Raw genomic sequence first — 17007 nt, 5'->3', positions numbered from 1 at the left:
GGTCGTATCGCTTATTGCGGCGGCAAATACTTCAGTGGGTCAACTGGTTTACCCTGTCGGCGAACTTCGAAATGCAACATCACGCGGTCGGAATCGCTATTGCCCATCTCTGCGATCTTCTGCCCTTTCGTTACCGCGTCCCCCTCTTTTACCATCAAAGCGCGGTTGTGTGCATACGCGGTGAGATAAGTTGCATCATGCTTGATGATAATGAGATTGCCGTAACCACGCAGCCCATTTCCGGCATAGACGACGCGACCATCCGCCGACGCTTTGACCGGGTCGCCCGCGGAGCCGCCTATATTGACGCCCTTGTTGGTCGAGTCGTTAAACGTATTGAGCAGCGGACCGCGCACCGGCCATGCGAAGGCGACGTTGCCCGTCGCGGCGCTGCCTGTGTCGGCGCTCGCCGCAGAGGGATTGGCCGGAGAAGTAGCAACCGCACCATTCGCGGGCGCGCCGTTCGTCGCCGAACCATAGAGCGGCGCCATCGCGGCACCGACCACGGCCGGCGCGTTGCTGTTCAGCGGTGCGCTTTGCACCGCGCCCGCGCTGCCGATCGGCGCGGTCGCCACGCCCGGCGTCATGGCCGCGGTATTCGCGCCCGGCGGCACAACGCGCAGCAACTGGTCGACTTCGATCTGATTCGGATTGCTCAGGTTGTTCCACGCCGAGATGTCGCGGTAGTTCTGGCCATTTTCGAGCGCAATGCGGTACAGCGTGTCGCCCGGCTTCACGCGATAGTAGCCGGGCGGCGGCGGGCCGAGCGGCACGGCCGGCTGCGCCGCGCCCTGCGTGGTGGCGAGCGTGCCCGCGCCGGAGCGGTCGACGACGGGCGCCTGGTCGAGCCGGGATGCACAGGCCGTCATCAACAGGGGCAAGGCGAGCACGCACACGCTGCGCTGGGTTACGGTCATGGGGATATTCGGGGTGGTTCTGTGCATCGCGCGCAACATACTCATCGGTGTCAAATCACTCCGGATTTTAAGGGTACAAAGAAAACGCGATCAAGCCGCGACTCGCGCCACTGCGCGGGCCCGAGGCGCTCGACCAGCGTCAGCACCTGGCTCTGTCCTTCCTGCGAGCCGACCGGCGCAACCAGACGTCCGCCGATCGCAAGCTGCTCGAGCAACGCCTGCGGCACGTCGAGCCCGGCCGCCGCAATCACGATCGCGTCGAACGGCGCCGCCGACGGCAAACCGAGCCGCCCGTCGCCGTAGTGCAGCCGGATATTCGGAATACGCAGCGGACGCAGATTCGTCTTCGCGCGTTCGGACAGCGGCTTGATGCGTTCAATCGAATAAACCTCGCGCGCGACCTGGCTCAGCACCGCCGCCTGATAGCCGCAGCCGGTGCCGATTTCGAGCACGGTGTTCAGCGCGCGCCCGGCCGCCGCGAGCTCGATCATTCGCGCGACCACCGACGGCTTCGAGATGGTCTGGTGATGGCCGATCGGCAGCGCGGCATCTTCGTACGCCTGGGCCGCGAGTCCCGGATCGACGAACATGTGGCGCGGTACCGCCGCCATCGCGTTCAGCACACGCTGATTGGTCACGCCATTGGTTCGCAGGCGTTCGACCATTCGTTCACGAACCCGTTCCGAGGTCAGCGCCAATGCGTTGTTCATCGCGCCGCTCGTTGCACCGGTAAGCGCGGCGTTCGGCGCGGGTTTCGCGGCTTGCTGCGCTGGCGATACAAGGGGCGACGGCTTCGCGCGTGCGCCATGGTGAGGCGCATGTGTCGAGGTCTTGACGGACTTGACCGACGACTTCGCCGCTTGCTTGACCGGCTGCCCCGCCAACGCACCAGCCGACGCGTTCGCAGCTGTCCTCGCGACTGGCGCGGCCTGCGGCTTCGGCGGCATCGCACCGGTCGCTGCCGTTGCCGTGCCCGACGAAGCGCCTTGCGTCTTTGCCTGGGGAATCACCTGGGGTCGCGTTGCCGGCGTAGCTTGCGCAGCCGCGGGCGTCCTTGCCTGCGCTCGCGCGGCTGCGCCGCCCTGCGTCGGTTTCGCCGATTGCTGCCGCGCATTCAACGCCGCGCTCGCCGCGAGCGCCGCTGCACGCATCTCGCCCGGGCGTCCGTCGGGCCGGCGCGGTTCGCGCACCAGGTCCTCGAGACCGAGCGGAAAACGCTTCGCGCGCTCGCCGGTCATGAAGCGCCGCTGCCTGCGCGCAGCCAGTCGCGCGCCGCGGGCAGCATTTGCGTGTAGGTCAGATCGAGCTGCAGCGGCGTGATCGACACGGCGCCGTTGGCAACCGCGTGAAAGTCCGTGCCTTCGCTCGCATCGCGTGCCTGGCCCGAGGCGCCGATCCAGTAGATCGGCTCGCCGCGCGGATTGGTTTCGCGGATCACCGGCTGCGATGGATGCCGTTTGCCGAGCCGCGTGATCTGCCAGCCGCGCAACTCGTCGTACGGGAGGTTAGGAATATTGACGTTCAGCAGCGGATGTCCCGGCAACGGCCGCTCTAGATAGTGCGCGACGATTTCGGCGGCAACGCGCGCCGCGTCTTCAAGATGCGCCCAGTCCTTGTCGACGAGCGAAAACGCGATGGCCGGCACGCCGAACATGATGCCTTCGGTGGCGGCCGCGACGGTACCGGAATACAGCGTGTCGTCGCCCATGTTCTGACCGTTGTTGATGCCCGACACGACGAGGTCCGGCTTATGGTCGAGCATGCCGGTCAGCGCGATGTGCACCGAGTCGGTCGGCGTGCCGTTCACGTAGTAGAAACCGTTCGCCGAACGCAGGACCGACAGCGGCCGCCACAGCGTCAGGGAATTCGACGCGGCACTGCAGTTCTGTTCGGGGGCCATCACGGTGACATCGGCGATCGGCTTCAGCGCTTCGTAAAGCGCGGTGAGGCCCGGCGCCAGATAACCGTCGTCGTTGCTGAGTAGGATTCGCATGCGCCGATTGTAACCGAGGAAAGATTGCACGCGAACGACATGGCCGCGTGCCGGCGTGGCAGGCACAACAGTCGTGCGAGCCCGTATTTTTCGGGCGCGCTCATGCTTGCGTCGAACGCAAAGATGCTGCTTTGCATTGAACCTGATGCCGTGCACGATCGTCGCTGGATCGGCATTGTGTGTGTTTCGTGCTGTGCAATGCAATACAGGTTGCGCGACCGGTCGCGTCCGCGTCGCAATAAACCGCACGGTCGTGCGCTTTGCTTTACACTCGAAAACGTTGCGAACCCTGAACGATATGGAGACACGATGCGCGCGATTCGCTGCAATCAGTACGGGCCGCCCGAGAGCCTGGTCGTCGACGACCTGCCGGATCTCGAAGCGCCGCCTGGCCACGTCGTGATCGACGTGAAGGCCGCTGCCGTCAATTTCCCCGACGTGCTGATCATCGAGAACAAATACCAGTTCAAGCCGCCGTTGCCGTTCACGCCGGGCTCGGAAGCCGCGGGCATCGTGCGTGCGGTGGGCGAAGGGGTCACGCAGTTCAGGCCGGGCTCGCGCGTCGCCGCGTTCACCGGCTCCGGCGGTTTCGCCGAGCAGGCGCTCGCGCCCGCCGCGGCCTGCGTACCGCTCGACGACGACGTGCCGTTCGAACTTGCGGCCGCATTCACGCTCGCGTACGGCACCTCGCATCACGCGGTGGTCGATCGCGGCGCGCTACAGCCTGGTGAGACGATGCTCGTACTCGGCGCGGCCGGCGGCGTCGGGCTCGCGGCCGTCGAAATCGGCAAGGCGCTCGGCGCGCGCGTGATCGCGGCAGCATCGAGCGATGAAAAGCTCGCGGCCTGCGTGAAGCACGGCGCGGACGCGACGATCAACTACAGCACCGAGGATCTGCGCGAGCGCATCAAGGCGCTCACCGATGGCAAGGGCCCGGACGTGATCTACGACCCGGTCGGCGGCGCCTATGCGGAGCCGGCGTTTCGCAGCATCGGCTGGCGGGGACGTTATCTCGTGGTCGGCTTTGCGAACGGCGAGATCCCGAAGCTGCCGCTGAACCTGATGTTGCTCAAGGGCGCGAGCGTCGTCGGCGTGTTCTGGGGCGACTTCGCGAAGCGTGAGCCGCAGCGCAATCACGCGGCCTTCGAGCAGATGACCGGCTGGATTCGCGAGGGCAAGCTCAAGCCCTACGTGTCCGCCCGCTATTCGCTCGACGAAACCGGCCGCGCGCTGCGCGACATGGCGGAGCGTCGCGTGATCGGCAAGGTGGTGATTACGCCGTAACGCGGCATGCAAATCGGCGCGGCGGCCGAACGCTTTTTCAGGCGCCGCGCCGCTTGCAGTCAATCCTCACAGCTTCTCCGTATCCCCCGTGCGAGGCTGCCACTTCATCAAACGGCGCTCCGCCGTCCCGACGATCGCGTCGAGGATCAGTGCAAACGCGGTCAACACCAGAATCCCCGCGAACACGGTGTTGACATCGAACGTGCCTTCGGCCTGCAGGATCAGATAGCCGACACCGCGCGCCGAGCCGAGATACTCGCCCACCACCGAGCCGACGAACGCGAGCCCCACCGACGTATGCAGGCTCGAAAACACCCAGCTCATCGCGCTCGGCAGATAGACAAAGCGCAGCAGCTGTTTGCGGTTCGCGCCGAGCATGCGCGCGTTCGCGAGCACGACAGGGCTCACTTCCTTCACGCCCTGATAGACGTTGAAGAACACGATGAAGAACACCAGCGTGACGCCGAGCGCGACCTTAGACCAGATGCCGAGTCCAAACCACACGCCGAAGATCGGCGCGAGAATCACGCGCGGCATCGAGTTCGCGGCCTTCACGTACGGATCGAATAGCGCGCTCGCGGTGGGCGCGAGCGCGAGCCAGAGGCCGACGCCGAGCCCGATCGCGGTGCCGAACACGAACGCGAGCACGGTCTCGACGAGCGTGATCCACAGATGCAGATAGATCTCGCCGCCCGTGAACCATTCCCAGATCCGCAGCAGTACTTGCTGCGGCTCGCCGAAGAAGAACGCCGCCTTGTTCGGATCGTCGAAATAGAACGGCGGCAATAGCGTCGGGCTCGTCAGCACGTACCACAGTACGAAGCACAGCGCGAGCAGCAGCCACTGCCAGATCACCAGATTCGCCCGGCTCGGGCGCAAGGTCTTCCACATGACTTGGTTTGCCTTGGACGATTGTTGAAAACGTCTTCTTTTTTAATGCGCATGCAGGGATGCGCGGCACACTTAAACAGCAGTCAGTTGCTGCTGATAACCCTTGAGCACTTCGTCGCGCAGCACACCCCAGATCTGCGCATGCAATTCGACGAAGCGTGGATGCGAGCGGATTTCGGCGACGTCGCGCGGACGCGGCAGATCAATCCGGAACTCGCCGATCGGATGCGTGGCGGGCCCGGCCGACAGCACCACCACCCGATCCGACATGGCGATCGCCTCGTCGAGATCATGCGTGATGAACAGCACCGCCTTGCGCTTCGCGGCCCATAGATCGAGCAGCTCGTTTTCCATCAGCTGGCGCGTTTGAATATCCAGCGCGGAGAACGGCTCGTCCATCAGGATGATGTCGGGGTCGAGTATCAGCGTCTGCGCCATCGCGACGCGCTTGCGCATGCCGCCCGACAGTTGATGCGGATAGCGGTCGCCGAAGCCGCCGAGACCGACACGCTTCAACCACTCTTCGGCCTTTGCGCGCGCAACCGCCGCCGGCACGCCGTGAAACGACAGGCCCGCCATCACGTTGTCGAGCGCCGAGCGCCACGGCATCAGCGCATCGGCCTGGAACATGTAGCCCGCGTGGCGATTCAGGCCATTGAGCGTTTCGCCGAATACGCTGACCCCGCCCGCCGACGGTTGCAACAGTCCGGCACCGCTGTTCAGCAGCGTGGACTTGCCGCAGCCGGTCGGCCCGACCACCGACACGAACTCGCCCGGCTCGATCCGCAGCGTCGTGTCCTTGACCGCCGTGTAGCGCTGCGCGCTGTTGTCTCGCGCAGCGAACGTGCAGGTGATGTTTTCGAGCGCCAGGGCAGCAACGGTCATCGTTCGGCTCGCTTCGCTTACGCCTTGACGGTCGTCAGCGCCTTCTTCACGAAGTCGTTGGTCCACGTCTTTGACAGATCGATCTGCGCGTTCTGGATCACCGGATCGAACGCCTTCAGCGTCTTCAGCGACGTCGCGGGACCGTCGGCAGGCATCAGACCATCGGGCGACATCGCTTCGCGCACGTGCTGCCACGCGTCGAGATAGAGCGCGCGGTCGCCGAGCAGATAGCTCTCCGGCACCGTGTTGATCAGTTCGCTGCCGCTCGCGTTCTGCAGCCACTTGAGCGCGCGCACCATCGCATTGGTTAGCGCCTGCGTGGTGTTCGGGTTCTTCGTGATGAACGACTGCGACGCGTACAGGCAGCCCGCCGGCATGTCGCCACCGAACACGGTGTGCGTATCGGCGAGCGTGCGCGTATCCGACACGGCGCGCACGTCGCCCGCGCGTTCGAGGCGCGTGACGACCGGATCGAGATTGGCGATCGCGTCGATCTGCCCGGACTGCAACGCGGCGATTGCGCCGGCGCCCGCGCCCACACCGATGAATGCGACGTCCTTCGGACTGAGCCCGGCCTTCGCGAGCACGAAGCTCGCCATGATCGACGTCGACGAACCCGGCGCGGTGACGCCGATCTTCTTGCCCTTCAGATCGGCGATCGACCTGTAGTTCGGCATCGTCTTCTTCGACACCGCGAGCACGATCTGCGGCGCGCGGCCCTGCAGCACGAATTCGCGGAACATCTGCTTTTGCGCCTGTAACAGCAGCGTGTGTTCGAACGCGCCGGAGACCACGTCCGCGCTTCCGCCGACTGCCGCCTTCAGCGCCTGCGAGCCGCCCGCGAAGTCTGAAATGTCGACTTCGAGCCCTTCGTCCTTGAAGTAGTTGCGGCGCTCGGCGATCGTCAGCGGCAGGTAGTAGAACAGGTTCTTGCCGCCGACCGCGATCGCGACCTTGGTGGTCTCGGGTTTGCCCTGCGCGAAAGCAAACGGCGTGGCCGCAAGCGATGCGCCCGCGAGCGCCGCACCGCCGGCGAGGAAGGTTCTGCGTTGCATGCTCTGCTGTCTCCAGATTTTTTGTGGTCCGGCTCTGTGACGCGCCTTTCTCGACGTATTGCCCTGCGCGCGTCAGACGATCTGTTGAGCCCGCAACCTTGCTATGCCGTCAGCATCATAACCTAGCGACTGCAGCACTTCATCGGTATGTTCACCCAGTTTCGGACCCAGCCAGCGGGTCTCGCCTGGTGTCGCCGACAGCTTCGGCGTGACCGTGGGCAGCGTGATTTCCTTGCCGTCCTGCCACTTGAACCGCTGGATCATCTGCCGCGCGATGAACTGTGGATCGGTGAACATATCGGCGACGCTGTAGATGCGGCCCACCGGCACGTCGGCCGCGTTCAGCACCGCGAGCGCTTCGTCGATCGTGCGCGTGGACAGCCATGCGGCGATCGCGGCGTCGATTTCCTGGGTGCGCGGCACGCGGCCGTCGTTATGCGCGAGCGCCGGATCGTTCGCGAGATCGTCGCGCTCGATCGCGATCATCAGACGCCTGAAGATCGGATCGCTATTGCCGCCGATCACGATGCTGCCGTCGCGGCACGGATACGTATTCGACGGCACGATGCCCGGCAGCGACGCGCCGGTGCGCTCGCGCACCATGCCATAGACGCCGTATTCGGGCACCACGCTTTCCATCATGTTGAAGACGGCCTCGTACAGCGCGACGTCGACGACCTGCCCCTTGCCGCCGTTCACCTGCTTGTGATGCAGAGCCATCAGCGCGCCGATCACGCCATGCAGCGCGGCGATCGAATCGCCGATCGAAATGCCGATGCGCGGCGGCGGCAGATCCGGATAGCCGGTGATATGGCGCAGGCCGCCCATCGACTCGGCGATCGCGCCGAAGCCTGGACGGTCGCGATACGGACCGGTCTGGCCGTAGCCAGACAGACGCACCATCACGAGGCCGGGGTTCTCGGCGGACAGCACGTCGTAACCGAGGCCGAGCTTTTCGAGCAGACCGGGCCGGAAATTCTCGACGACGATATCGGCTTCTTTCGCGAGGCGCCGCACGATCTCCTTGCCCTCGTCGGCTTTCAGATTGATCGTGACGGACTTCTTGTTGCGCGCCTGCACGGCCCACCACAGCGACGTACCGCCGACTTCCGGATACAGCTTGCGCCACTTGCGCAGCGGGTCGCCGCCTTTGGGGTCTTCGATCTTGATCACGTCGGCGCCGAATTCGCCGAGAAAACGCGCGGCGAACGGCCCGGCGATCAGCGTGCCGAGCTCCAGCACCTTGACGCCGGCGAGCGGGCCGCGTGCGTCTTGCGGCGCGGCGCTCGCGCCTGGTTCGGGGGTGGCGCTCATGAGTCTCCTTTGTTTTGCATCGTGACGCGCGCGGTCCCTGCCGCTCGCAACGACCCGTGCCTCTACGGGTATTGCGGCGGCCAGCGAAAGCCGCGTGGCTACATCGAACGACGGTCGAGCATCGCGCGCGCGATCGTACCCGCGTCGACATATTCGAGCTCGCCGCCCACCGGCACACCACGCGCGAGACGCGTCACTGAGAGTCCGCGCGACTTCAGCGTCTGCCCGAGGTAGTGCGCGGTGGCCTCGCCTTCGTTGGTGAAATTGGTGGCCAGCACGACTTCCTTGACGACGCCGTCCGATGCGCGCTTCACGAGCCGGTCGAAATGGATTTCCTTCGGGCCGATGCCGTCGAGCGGACTGAGCCGCCCCATCAGAACGAAATAGAGGCCGCGATAGGTCATCGTCTGTTCGAGCATGATCTGGTCGGCCGGCGTTTCGACGACGCACAGCAGCGACGGATCGCGCTCCTCATCGAGGCAGACCTCGCAGATCTGCGCTTCGGTAAACGTGTTGCACTTTTCGCAGTGACGCAGATGCTCGGTCGCGAACAGCAGCGAGCGACCGAGCTTTTCGGCGCCTTCGCGATCGTGCTGCATCAGGTGATACGCCATGCGTTGCGCGGACTTCGGCCCGACACCGGGCAGCGCGCGCAGCGCTTCGACGAGCGCCGACAGGGCGGAAGGTTGTTTCATGCGGATCGGCGTCGACGTGGGTGGTACCCGGTGGGCAAGTTGAAGGGACGGCGGTGCTCGAACCGGACCGCGCTTCCCCCTTTAGCCCCCTATACGGCAGCGAAGGCTTAGAACGGCAGCTTGAAGCCCGGCGGCAGCGGCAGTCCGGCGGTCATGCCGCCCATCTTTTCCTGCGCCGTTGCCTCGGCCTTGCGCACGGCGTCGTTGAACGCAGCGGCGACGAGGTCTTCGAGCATGTCCTTGTCATCGGCGAGCAGGCTCGGATCGATCGACACGCGACGCACGTCGTTCTTGCAGGTCATCGTCACCTTGACGAGACCGGCACCCGACTGCCCCTCGACTTCGATCTGCGCGAGTTGCTCCTGCATCTTCTTCATGTTTTCCTGCATCTGCTGGGCTTGCTTCATCAACCCGGCGAGTTGGCCTTTCATCATGGACGTGCTCCTTCTGGATAGCGTGGAATCTGGCATTCCGGCGTCGCGCTGCGACGACGCCGCGAACGATGGATCAGTGGGCCGGCGCCGCACCGTTCGGCGCAGCGTCCGGGGTAATCGGACGGATCGAGCCCGGCACGATGCTCGCGCCGAACTCACGAATCAACGACTGCACGAACGGATCGGTGCTGATCTCGCGCTCGGCTTCCTGCTGACGCTGAGCGCGCAGCGCGGCGTCGCGCGCGGCGGCGGTGCGGCGCGCCGGGCCGACTTCGACCTGCACCTCGACGTTCAGGCCGAGCCGCTCGACGAGCGCTGCCTTCAGTTTAGCGACCTGCGACGCTTCCGCGTATTGCGGCACCGGCACGTTCAGCATCAGGATGCTGCCTTCGAGCGCCATCAGTTCGCTGTTGAAGGCCAGCTGGTACGAGATGCCCTTCAGCGGCAGATCGACGGCGAGCGCCGGCCAGTCGCCGGTGAAACCGAGCGGATCGAGCGGCACGGCGGGCGGCAGCGGGCGCGTATCGACGACCGGTGCGGGCGCGGCGGCCTGCGCGGCCGGGCCATCCATGCGGACGTCGTCGGGGCCGCGGTCGAACACCGGTACGAAGTTGTCGTCTGGCGGAATGAAGTAGGCGTCGTCCGCGGCCGACAGCGGCATGTAATCGTCGGGCGGCATGTCGTCCCATGGTGGGAACGACGGGCTGTTCTGTTGCGCATTGCTGCTCGCGCCGCTGTTTGCGTTGCGAGTGGGCGCAGCCTGCGCCGCAGTGTCCTGCGACTCGCGGCGGGACGCGGTGGGATTCGGCACCGGCACGGCCACGCGCGGCGCGGCGGGATTCGGCGCGGCCGGCTTCGGCGTGGCGGGTGCTGCCGCGACCGTGTTTGCGCGGCCACGGTCGGACGATACTTTCATGCCGGCGTTGCGCAGCACGTCGAGTGCGGCGCTGGCACCACCGGCGCGGCGCGGTGCGGGGTCCACTGCGGCTGGTGCCGTCGCCGCCGAAGCGGGCGCCGCCCGCTCCTGCTGCGGCTCCGGTTCTGGCGACGTGGTGTGCTTCACCCGCTCGAGCGCGGCAGGTGCAGGCGCATGCGGTGCGGACACAGGTTCGGTGTCAGAGACTTCGTTCGAGACCGGCTCGATCGAGCGGGCGATGGCAACGCCCTCATTCGTGGGAGAGTCTTCCCACGGAGCCAGCGGGCGTGCGGCAGCAGCGGGCGACGCGTCTGTCGCGCGTGCGGTTTCGGCATCAAGTGATTGCGCTGCTGCCTTGACTTGAGCAGCGTCGACAGCGGGCTTCGCGATCGGCGTTGCAATTGGCGCGGCCGGTTTTGGCCCCTCGCCCTGGTCAACGCCGGAAACGTCAGCCTGTAGTCCACGGGCCGGTGCGGCGGCGGCCATCATCGTTGCGGAAGAAGGCGACAGCGCGCGCAGCGCGGCGACCGTCGCTGTACCAGAGCGCTTCGCACCGGCGCCCGCCGCACCGGTCTGCGTGCCAGCGGCTCCCGCCGCTCCACCACCGCCACCCGTCGGCGCCGGCTCGAATGCGAGCATGCGCAGCAGCGTCATCGTGAAGCCCGCGTATTCGTCGGGCGCGAGACCAAGCTCGCTTCGGCCGATCGTCGCGATCTGATAGAACAATTGCACCTGCTCGGCGCTGAGTGTCTCGGCGAAGCGGCGCAGATCGGCGGCCTCCGGCCATTCGTCGAGCACCGACGACGGCGCGAACTGCGCCCACGCGATGCGATGCAGCAGACTCGCCAGGTCCTGCAGCGCCGTTGAGAACGACAGGCTGCGCAGCGCCATCTCGTCGGCGACCGCCAGCACCGCCGCGCCCTCGCCCTGCGCGAGCGCGTCGAGCAGCCGGATCAGATAGCTTTGGTCGAGCGCGCCGAGCATCCCGCGCACTGCGTCTTCGCTGACCTGGTTCGCAGAATAGGCGATCGCCTGGTCGGTCAGCGACAACGCGTCGCGCATCGATCCGTCGGCTGCACGCGCAAGCAGGCGCAGCGCCTGCGCCTCGTGCGGCACGTTCTCTTCGCCGAGAATGCGTTCGAGATGCGACACGATATGTCCGGCCGGCATCTGCTTCAGATTGAACTGCAGACAGCGCGACAGCACGGTGACCGGAATCTTCTGCGGGTCGGTGGTCGCGAGGATGAACTTGACGTGCGACGGCGGCTCTTCGAGCGTCTTCAGCATCGCGTTGAACGCGTGGTTCGTCAGCATGTGCACTTCGTCGATCATGTAGACCTTGAAGCGCGCATCGACGGGCGCATACACCGCGCGTTCGAGCAGCGCGGCCATTTCATCGACGCCGCGATTACTCGCCGCGTCCATCTCGACATAATCGACAAAGCGCCCTTCGTCGATCTCGCGACAAGCACGGCACACGCCGCACGGCGTCGACGTCACGCCGGTCTCGCAATTGAGCGCCTTCGCGAAGATCCGCGACAGCGTGGTCTTGCCGACGCCGCGCGTACCTGTAAACAAATAGGCGTGATGCAGACGGCCGCCGTCGAGCGCATGAGTGAGCGCGCGCACCACGTGCTCCTGTCCGACGAGCGAAGCGAAATCCTTCGGCCGCCATTTGCGTGCGAGAACTTGATAGGTCATCCGGAAATTGTATCAGTAACAATGGCACGCAAAACCGATTCGGGACGACGCGCGAACGCGCGACACGGCCACGGCGAGGCTTCATTCGAACTCGGCGAACGATCAATACGGAAGCTGGAAATGATTGCGGAGAATCCGTGAAATACGGCCGCGAAGAAAAAGCAAAGGAAGGTGACGAGCCCGACCCTCGGCACTGGTGGAAAACGGCTGTGGCTGCTTCGTTCCCGACCTGACCAGGTTGACCATCCCTCCATGCGAGGAGGCCCGTCACGAAAGATTCTATCATTGCCGCGCGCATTGTGCGACTGTTAATACGAGCAAAACGCGAACGACGCGCCGGATCGGACGGCTTCGCGCCGTTTGGGTCTGCCTCATGCAGGCCTTATGCACGCCACCTCGCGCCTTCCTGGCGACCGCGACGACGCCCCCCCCCCCCGCATCCCACTTGAGTTCGCCGCGCGCGCCACCATTTACGTCGCAACGCGGTATCCATCAGCCGCAGAAACCGGCTGGCGCTCCGGCGGCGGCCCATTAGCCCCACTGCCCGAATGAGTACTATCGCCATCGGCAACGCATAGCGAATTAAGCTACACTGCCAGTTGAAAGACCCGCAAACCCGACTCTTTCCGCGTATTCCGTGAAAATCCTGGTATTTTTCAGGCGGCTTTTCGGATTTTCACAGGCACGCGCGGCAAGGTGCCGGATGCGGCAAAGCGAACGGAAATTTTCCCAGTTTTTGACGTATCGTGGCGAGCAATTCAGGCGGGCCTCGAACCGACAGAGGTATTCATCAATGAGCGAACAAATCAAGCATATTAGCGACGCATCGTTCGAACAGGACGTCGTGAAATCCGATAAACCCGTGCTGCTCGATTTCTGGGCCGAGTGGTGCGGTCCGTGCAAGATGATCGCGCCGATCCTCGACGAAGTCGCGAAGGATTACGCGGATCGCCTGCAAATCGCGAAGATCAATGTCGACGAGCATCAGTCCACGCCGGTCAAGTTCGGCGTGCGCGGCATCCCTACGCTGATCCTGTTCAAGAACGGCGCCGTCGCCGCTCAGAAGGTCGGCGCTTTGTCGAAGTCGCAACTCACCGCGTTCCTCGACGGCAATCTGTAAAAGCAACGCCGCGGCGCTCGCGGATTCATCGCGCGACGCTAGCGCTTCGGATCGGGCGTGTTGTCAGCCGGCAACACGCCACACGACAAAGATGCCACGCCGCCGCACCGGCGGAAATTGGCGTGTGCTATGCTAGAATCCACAAAACGTCGAAAAGACGTGTAAGTCTTTGAGCGTTCCGCTCACCCTCCTCCCAGATTTCATTTCGTCGCACCTTCTCCTGCGGGTTCTCCGTATGCATTTATCCGAGCTTAAGACTCTGCACGTGTCCCAATTGATCGAGATGGCCAATGGCCTCGAGATCGAAAGCGCGAACCGCCTGCGCAAGCAGGAATTGATGTTCGCCATTCTAAAAAAACGAGCCAAAGCGGGCGACACGATCTTCGGCGACGGCACCCTCGAAGTGCTGCCGGACGGTTTCGGCTTCCTGCGTTCGCCGGAAACCTCCTACCTGGCCAGCACGGATGACATCTACATCAGCCCGTCGCAAATCCGCCGCTTCAACCTGCATACGGGCGACACGATCGAAGGTGAAGTGCGCACGCCGAAAGACGGCGAGCGCTATTTCGCGCTGGTGAAGGTGGACAAGGTCAACGGCCAGCCGCCGGAGGCCTCGAAGCACAAGATCATGTTCGAAAACCTGACGCCGCTGCACCCGAACAAGGTGTTGCTGCTCGAACGTGAAATGCGCGGCGAAGAGAACGTGACGGGCCGCATCATCGACATGATCGCGCCGATCGGCAAGGGCCAGCGCGGCCTGCTCGTCGCCTCGCCGAAGTCGGGCAAGACCGTGATGCTTCAGCACATCGCGCACGCTATCAAACAGAACCATCCCGACGTCGTGCTGTTCGTGCTGCTGATCGACGAGCGTCCGGAAGAAGTGACGGAAATGCAGCGTTCGGTGGCCGGCGAAGTGATCGCGTCCACGTTCGACGAACCCGCCGCGCGTCACGTGCAGGTCGCCGAAATGGTGATCGAGAAGGCCAAGCGCCTCGTCGAAATGAAGAACGACGTCGTGATTCTGCTCGACTCGATCACGCGTCTCGCGCGCGCCTACAACACCGTCGTGCCGGCCTCGGGCAAGGTGCTGACGGGCGGTGTCGACGCCAACGCGCTGCAGCGTCCGAAGCGCTTCTTCGGCGCGGCACGCAACATCGAGGAAGGTGGATCGCTCACCATCATCGGCACGGCGCTGATCGAAACCGGCAGCCGCATGGACGACGTGATCTACGAAGAGTTCAAGGGCACCGGCAACATGGAAGTGCACCTCGAGCGCCGTCTCGCTGAGAAGCGCGTCTACCCGTCGATCAACCTCAACAAGTCGGGCACCCGCCGCGAAGAACTGCTGATCAAGCCCGAAGTGCTGCAGAAGATCTGGGTGCTGCGCAAGTTCATTCACGACATGGACGAAGTCGAGTCGATGGAATTCCTGCTCGACAAGATCCGCCAGACCAAGAGCAACTCCGAGTTCTTCGACATGATGCGTCGTGGTGGCGGCAGCTAACGCGTCACGTTTATGCTGGCCGCATTAACCGGCCATCGCACCGCATGAAAAACCGCTCGCAATTCGCGAGCGGTTTTTTTTCGTCCATCGTCCGCCCAGTCAATGCCCCTCGCAAACATATACGTGAACGTACACGTTGCAGTACAATGCCGACAACCCCACCCTTCCGTGTCACCGTCATGTCGAAGGACTCCCCCGCGCTATTGACCGTGCGCGACGCCGCCGAACGCCTCGGCGTCACGCCTCGCACGCTGAAGTACTACGAGGAACGCGGCCTCGTGTCGCCGACGCGCAGCGAAGGCCGCTATCGTCTCTACGACGAGGATGACCTGAAGCGTTTCGCACGCATCCTGCGTTTGCGCTCGCTCGGCTTCTCGCTGCACAGCATCACCGAAATGCTGAAGCGGTCGCTCGAACCGGTCGAAGGCGGTCATCGTTTTTCCACCGAATCGTTGCAGCAGATTCGCGACGCGATCGCCCAGCAGGTCGAAACGCTCGACACCCGCATCGAAGCGGTGCGCCGCGAACTGAAGGAAGCACAGACACTGCGCGCCGAACTGGCCCCCGACCTCGACTATCTGGAACGGCGCCTCGCCGGCGAAAACGCCGACCAACTTCTCGAACAGCGTCGTCAAGCGCGGGCCAAAGCGGCCGGCGCGCCTGAAAAAACCGGCGTTGCTTCGAGCCAACGTACTGGCAAATCCCGCACCGGAAAACCGGCCAAATCGTCGTGAGCAACACCTCGTCCCGCCCCGCGTGGCTCAGCGCCGACAAGCTGCGCGGCGACTTTTTCCCGTGGGTGCTCGCGGTCGTCACCGCTCTCGACTATTTCGACAACGCGATCTTCTCGTTTTTCGCCAGCTATATCGCGGGGGGCGTCAATGCTTCGCCGGATGAGCTCGTGTGGGCGTCGAGCGCCTATGCGGTCGCTGCGGTGCTCGGCATCCTGCAGCAGGAATGGTGGGTCGAGCGCTTCGGCTACCGGCGCTATGTGGCCGGCTGCATGCTGCTCTATTCGGCGGGCGCGGCAGCCGCGGCGCTCAGCGAATCGTCGATCGAACTTGCGTTCGCGCGCGGCTTTCAAGGCTACTTCATCGGCCCGATGATGGGCGCCTGCCGGATCCTGATTCAGATGAGTTTCACGCCGCGGCAGCGCCCCGCGGCCACGCGCGCATTTCTGCTGCTGATCTTGCTGGCGAGCGCGCTGGCGCCGCTCGTCGGCGGCCAGCTGGTCGCGCATTTCGACTGGCGCGCGTTGTTCGCGTGCACGGTGCCGGCCGGCGTGCTGTTCGCCGTGCTCGCGGTTCTCGCGCTGCCCGATACCGGCAACCGCCAGCCCGAAGAACGCGGTTCCGCCCATTTCTGGCCGTATCTGATCTTCGCGTTCGCGCAGGGCGCGCTGCAGATCGTGATGCAGCAGGTGCGCTTTCAGCTGTTCAGCGCGTCGCCGGGACTGATCCTGCTGACGGTGGCCGGCTGCGCCGCGCTCGGCTGGTTTGCGTATCACCAGTGGCATCACCCCGCGCCGCTCGTGCGCCTGCATGCGTTGCGCGAAAAGGTCTTTCAGGTCGGCATGGTGCTGTACATGTTCTATTACTACATGACGACGGTGTTCAGCTACCTGATCTCGCGCTTTCTCGAAGGCGGACTCGGCTATCCGATCGAGAACACCGGGCGGCTCGTCGGCGTCACGTCGCTGATTTCGGCGAGCGCGCTGTTCGTCTATCTGCGTTACGCGAAGTTGCTACCGCGCAAGAAGTGGATCATCGTGCCGGGCTTCGCGATCGCCGCGTTCGCCGCCGCGTGGATGACGCGCATGTCGCCGGACGTCGGCCAGGCGGCACTCGTCGTGCCGCTGCTGCTGCGCGGCCTGCTGTTGCTGTTCATCGTACTGCCGGTCGCGAATCTGACGTTCAGCATCTTTGCGATCGAGGAGTTCACGCACGGCTACCGGTTGAAAAACATCATCCGCCAATTGACGGTCTCGTTCGCGACCGCCTCGGTGATCATCGTCGAGCAGCATCGGCTCGCGCTGCACCAAAGTCGCCTCGCGGAGTCCGTGAATCCGTACAATCCAGTGTTCCAGAACACGCTCGCGACGCTGACCCGCGGCTTCGCCGCCGCCGGCCATGCGGCGAACGAGGCGCACGCGCTCGCGATCGCGTCGATCAGCCGGACGGTCGCGCAGCAGGCCAGTTTCCTCGCGTCGCTTGACGGCTTCTATTTTCTGATCGGCGTCGCGATATGCGGCGGCCTGTTCGCGGCGTGGCAGAATCAGATCGACTAGAGGCGGGCTCA

General features: G+C 64.5%; 15 protein-coding genes and 1 other RNA gene. 5 read left to right on the top strand and 11 right to left on the bottom strand.

Annotation, left to right across the window (positions count from 1 at the left end; translation table 11 throughout):
- Positions 1–11 precede the first annotated feature (11 nt).
- Genes L0U81_RS07085 through surE form a run of 3 tightly spaced genes read right to left on the bottom strand, consistent with a single transcriptional unit; the run spans position 12 to position 2910 of the window.
- Positions 12–962: a peptidoglycan DD-metalloendopeptidase family protein gene (locus L0U81_RS07085; RefSeq protein WP_233801176.1), complete on the bottom strand. Its 951-nt coding sequence runs from the start codon at positions 960–962 to the stop codon at positions 12–14.
- Positions 963–967: 5 nt separating this feature from the next.
- Positions 968–2155, bottom strand: coding sequence for a protein-L-isoaspartate(D-aspartate) O-methyltransferase (locus tag L0U81_RS07080; protein ID WP_233801174.1), 1188 nt, complete (start codon positions 2153–2155; stop codon positions 968–970).
- Complete coding sequence (surE, locus tag L0U81_RS07075; RefSeq protein ID WP_233801172.1) at positions 2152–2910, bottom strand: 5'/3'-nucleotidase SurE; 759 nt, start codon at positions 2908–2910, stop codon at positions 2152–2154. Before surE ends, L0U81_RS07080 begins: the two co-directional genes overlap by 4 nt.
- Before the next feature lie 309 nt (positions 2911–3219).
- Here surE and L0U81_RS07070 point away from each other — a divergent pair, with 309 nt between their 5' ends.
- Positions 3220–4194 carry an NADPH:quinone oxidoreductase family protein gene (locus L0U81_RS07070; protein WP_233801170.1) on the top strand — a complete coding sequence of 325 codons (975 nt, stop codon included), beginning with the start codon at positions 3220–3222 and terminating at the stop codon, positions 4192–4194.
- A gap of 66 nt (positions 4195–4260) precedes the next feature.
- Here the strand turns inward: L0U81_RS07070 and L0U81_RS07065 are convergent, their stop codons facing one another.
- From L0U81_RS07065 to ffs, 8 genes are all read right to left on the bottom strand, one after another.
- Complete coding sequence (locus L0U81_RS07065; RefSeq protein WP_233801168.1) at positions 4261–5085, bottom strand: ABC transporter permease; 825 nt, start codon at positions 5083–5085, stop codon at positions 4261–4263.
- Between the two features lie 72 nt (positions 5086–5157).
- Positions 5158–5970: an ABC transporter ATP-binding protein gene (locus tag L0U81_RS07060; RefSeq protein ID WP_233801166.1), complete on the bottom strand. Its 813-nt coding sequence runs from the start codon at positions 5968–5970 to the stop codon at positions 5158–5160.
- A 17-nt stretch (positions 5971–5987) separates the two neighbouring features.
- The gene (locus L0U81_RS07055) at positions 5988–7025 is read right to left on the bottom strand and encodes an ABC transporter substrate-binding protein (protein WP_233801165.1); all 1038 of its coding nucleotides are present in this window, start codon (positions 7023–7025) and stop codon (positions 5988–5990) included.
- Between the two features lie 72 nt (positions 7026–7097).
- Positions 7098–8339 carry a CaiB/BaiF CoA transferase family protein gene (locus L0U81_RS07050; RefSeq protein WP_233801163.1) on the bottom strand — a complete coding sequence of 414 codons (1242 nt, stop codon included), beginning with the start codon at positions 8337–8339 and terminating at the stop codon, positions 7098–7100.
- A 98-nt stretch (positions 8340–8437) separates the two neighbouring features.
- Positions 8438–9034, bottom strand: a complete 597-nt coding sequence (gene recR / locus L0U81_RS07045) for a recombination mediator RecR (protein ID WP_233801161.1) — start codon at positions 9032–9034, stop codon at positions 8438–8440.
- 107 nt (positions 9035–9141) lie between these two features.
- The gene (locus L0U81_RS07040; RefSeq protein ID WP_008923976.1) at positions 9142–9468 is read right to left on the bottom strand and encodes a YbaB/EbfC family nucleoid-associated protein; all 327 of its coding nucleotides are present in this window, start codon (positions 9466–9468) and stop codon (positions 9142–9144) included.
- A gap of 73 nt (positions 9469–9541) precedes the next feature.
- A complete protein-coding gene (locus L0U81_RS07035) occupies positions 9542–12085 on the bottom strand; it encodes a DNA polymerase III subunit gamma/tau (RefSeq protein WP_233801159.1) in 2544 nt (847 codons plus the stop codon).
- A 170-nt stretch (positions 12086–12255) separates the two neighbouring features.
- Positions 12256–12354: signal recognition particle sRNA small type (ffs, locus tag L0U81_RS07030), an RNA gene on the bottom strand.
- Between the two features lie 524 nt (positions 12355–12878).
- Here ffs and trxA point away from each other — a divergent pair.
- The 4 genes from trxA to L0U81_RS07010 all read left to right on the top strand — a co-directional run bounded on the left by trxA (position 12879) and on the right by L0U81_RS07010 (position 16996).
- Positions 12879–13205 (top strand): thioredoxin TrxA, encoded by a 327-nt coding sequence (trxA, locus tag L0U81_RS07025; protein ID WP_006048864.1) that lies wholly within the window; start codon positions 12879–12881, stop codon positions 13203–13205.
- Positions 13206–13440: 235 nt separating this feature from the next.
- On the top strand, positions 13441–14709 hold the full coding sequence (gene rho / locus L0U81_RS07020) for a transcription termination factor Rho (protein ID WP_008921615.1): 1269 nt from the start codon (positions 13441–13443) through the stop codon (positions 14707–14709).
- 179 nt (positions 14710–14888) lie between these two features.
- A complete protein-coding gene (locus L0U81_RS07015) occupies positions 14889–15443 on the top strand; it encodes a MerR family transcriptional regulator (RefSeq protein ID WP_233801157.1) in 555 nt (184 codons plus the stop codon).
- Complete coding sequence (locus L0U81_RS07010) at positions 15440–16996, top strand: MFS transporter (protein WP_233801155.1); 1557 nt, start codon at positions 15440–15442, stop codon at positions 16994–16996. The genes L0U81_RS07015 and L0U81_RS07010 overlap by 4 nt, the downstream gene beginning before the upstream one ends.
- Positions 16997–17007: the final 11 nt, after the last annotated feature.

Source organism: Paraburkholderia sp. HP33-1, assembly GCF_021390595.1.
Classification (GTDB): domain Bacteria; phylum Pseudomonadota; class Gammaproteobacteria; order Burkholderiales; family Burkholderiaceae; genus Paraburkholderia.
The sequence above is the reverse complement of the archived record's forward strand: the minus strand, read 5'-3'. Positions and strand labels throughout refer to the sequence as shown.

Excerpts from the sequence above, each read along its gene's own strand:
- L0U81_RS07085 (WP_233801176.1), bottom strand. The coding sequence starts at position 962 with ATGAGTATGTTGCGCGCGATGCACAGAACCACCCCGAATATCCCCATG.
- L0U81_RS07080 (WP_233801174.1), bottom strand. The coding sequence starts at position 2,155 with ATGACCGGCGAGCGCGCGAAGCGTTTTCCGCTCGGTCTCGAGGACCTG.
- surE (WP_233801172.1), bottom strand. The coding sequence starts at position 2,910 with ATGCGAATCCTACTCAGCAACGACGACGGTTATCTGGCGCCGGGCCTC.
- L0U81_RS07070 (WP_233801170.1), top strand. The coding sequence starts at position 3,220 with ATGCGCGCGATTCGCTGCAATCAGTACGGGCCGCCCGAGAGCCTGGTC.
- L0U81_RS07065 (WP_233801168.1), bottom strand. The coding sequence starts at position 5,085 with ATGTGGAAGACCTTGCGCCCGAGCCGGGCGAATCTGGTGATCTGGCAG.
- L0U81_RS07060 (WP_233801166.1), bottom strand. The coding sequence starts at position 5,970 with ATGACCGTTGCTGCCCTGGCGCTCGAAAACATCACCTGCACGTTCGCT.
- L0U81_RS07055 (WP_233801165.1), bottom strand. The coding sequence starts at position 7,025 with ATGCAACGCAGAACCTTCCTCGCCGGCGGTGCGGCGCTCGCGGGCGCA.
- L0U81_RS07050 (WP_233801163.1), bottom strand. The coding sequence starts at position 8,339 with ATGAGCGCCACCCCCGAACCAGGCGCGAGCGCCGCGCCGCAAGACGCA.
- recR (WP_233801161.1), bottom strand. The coding sequence starts at position 9,034 with ATGAAACAACCTTCCGCCCTGTCGGCGCTCGTCGAAGCGCTGCGCGCG.
- L0U81_RS07040 (WP_008923976.1), bottom strand. The coding sequence starts at position 9,468 with ATGATGAAAGGCCAACTCGCCGGGTTGATGAAGCAAGCCCAGCAGATG.
- L0U81_RS07035 (WP_233801159.1), bottom strand. The coding sequence starts at position 12,085 with ATGACCTATCAAGTTCTCGCACGCAAATGGCGGCCGAAGGATTTCGCT.
- trxA (WP_006048864.1), top strand. The coding sequence starts at position 12,879 with ATGAGCGAACAAATCAAGCATATTAGCGACGCATCGTTCGAACAGGAC.
- rho (WP_008921615.1), top strand. The coding sequence starts at position 13,441 with ATGCATTTATCCGAGCTTAAGACTCTGCACGTGTCCCAATTGATCGAG.
- L0U81_RS07015 (WP_233801157.1), top strand. The coding sequence starts at position 14,889 with ATGTCGAAGGACTCCCCCGCGCTATTGACCGTGCGCGACGCCGCCGAA.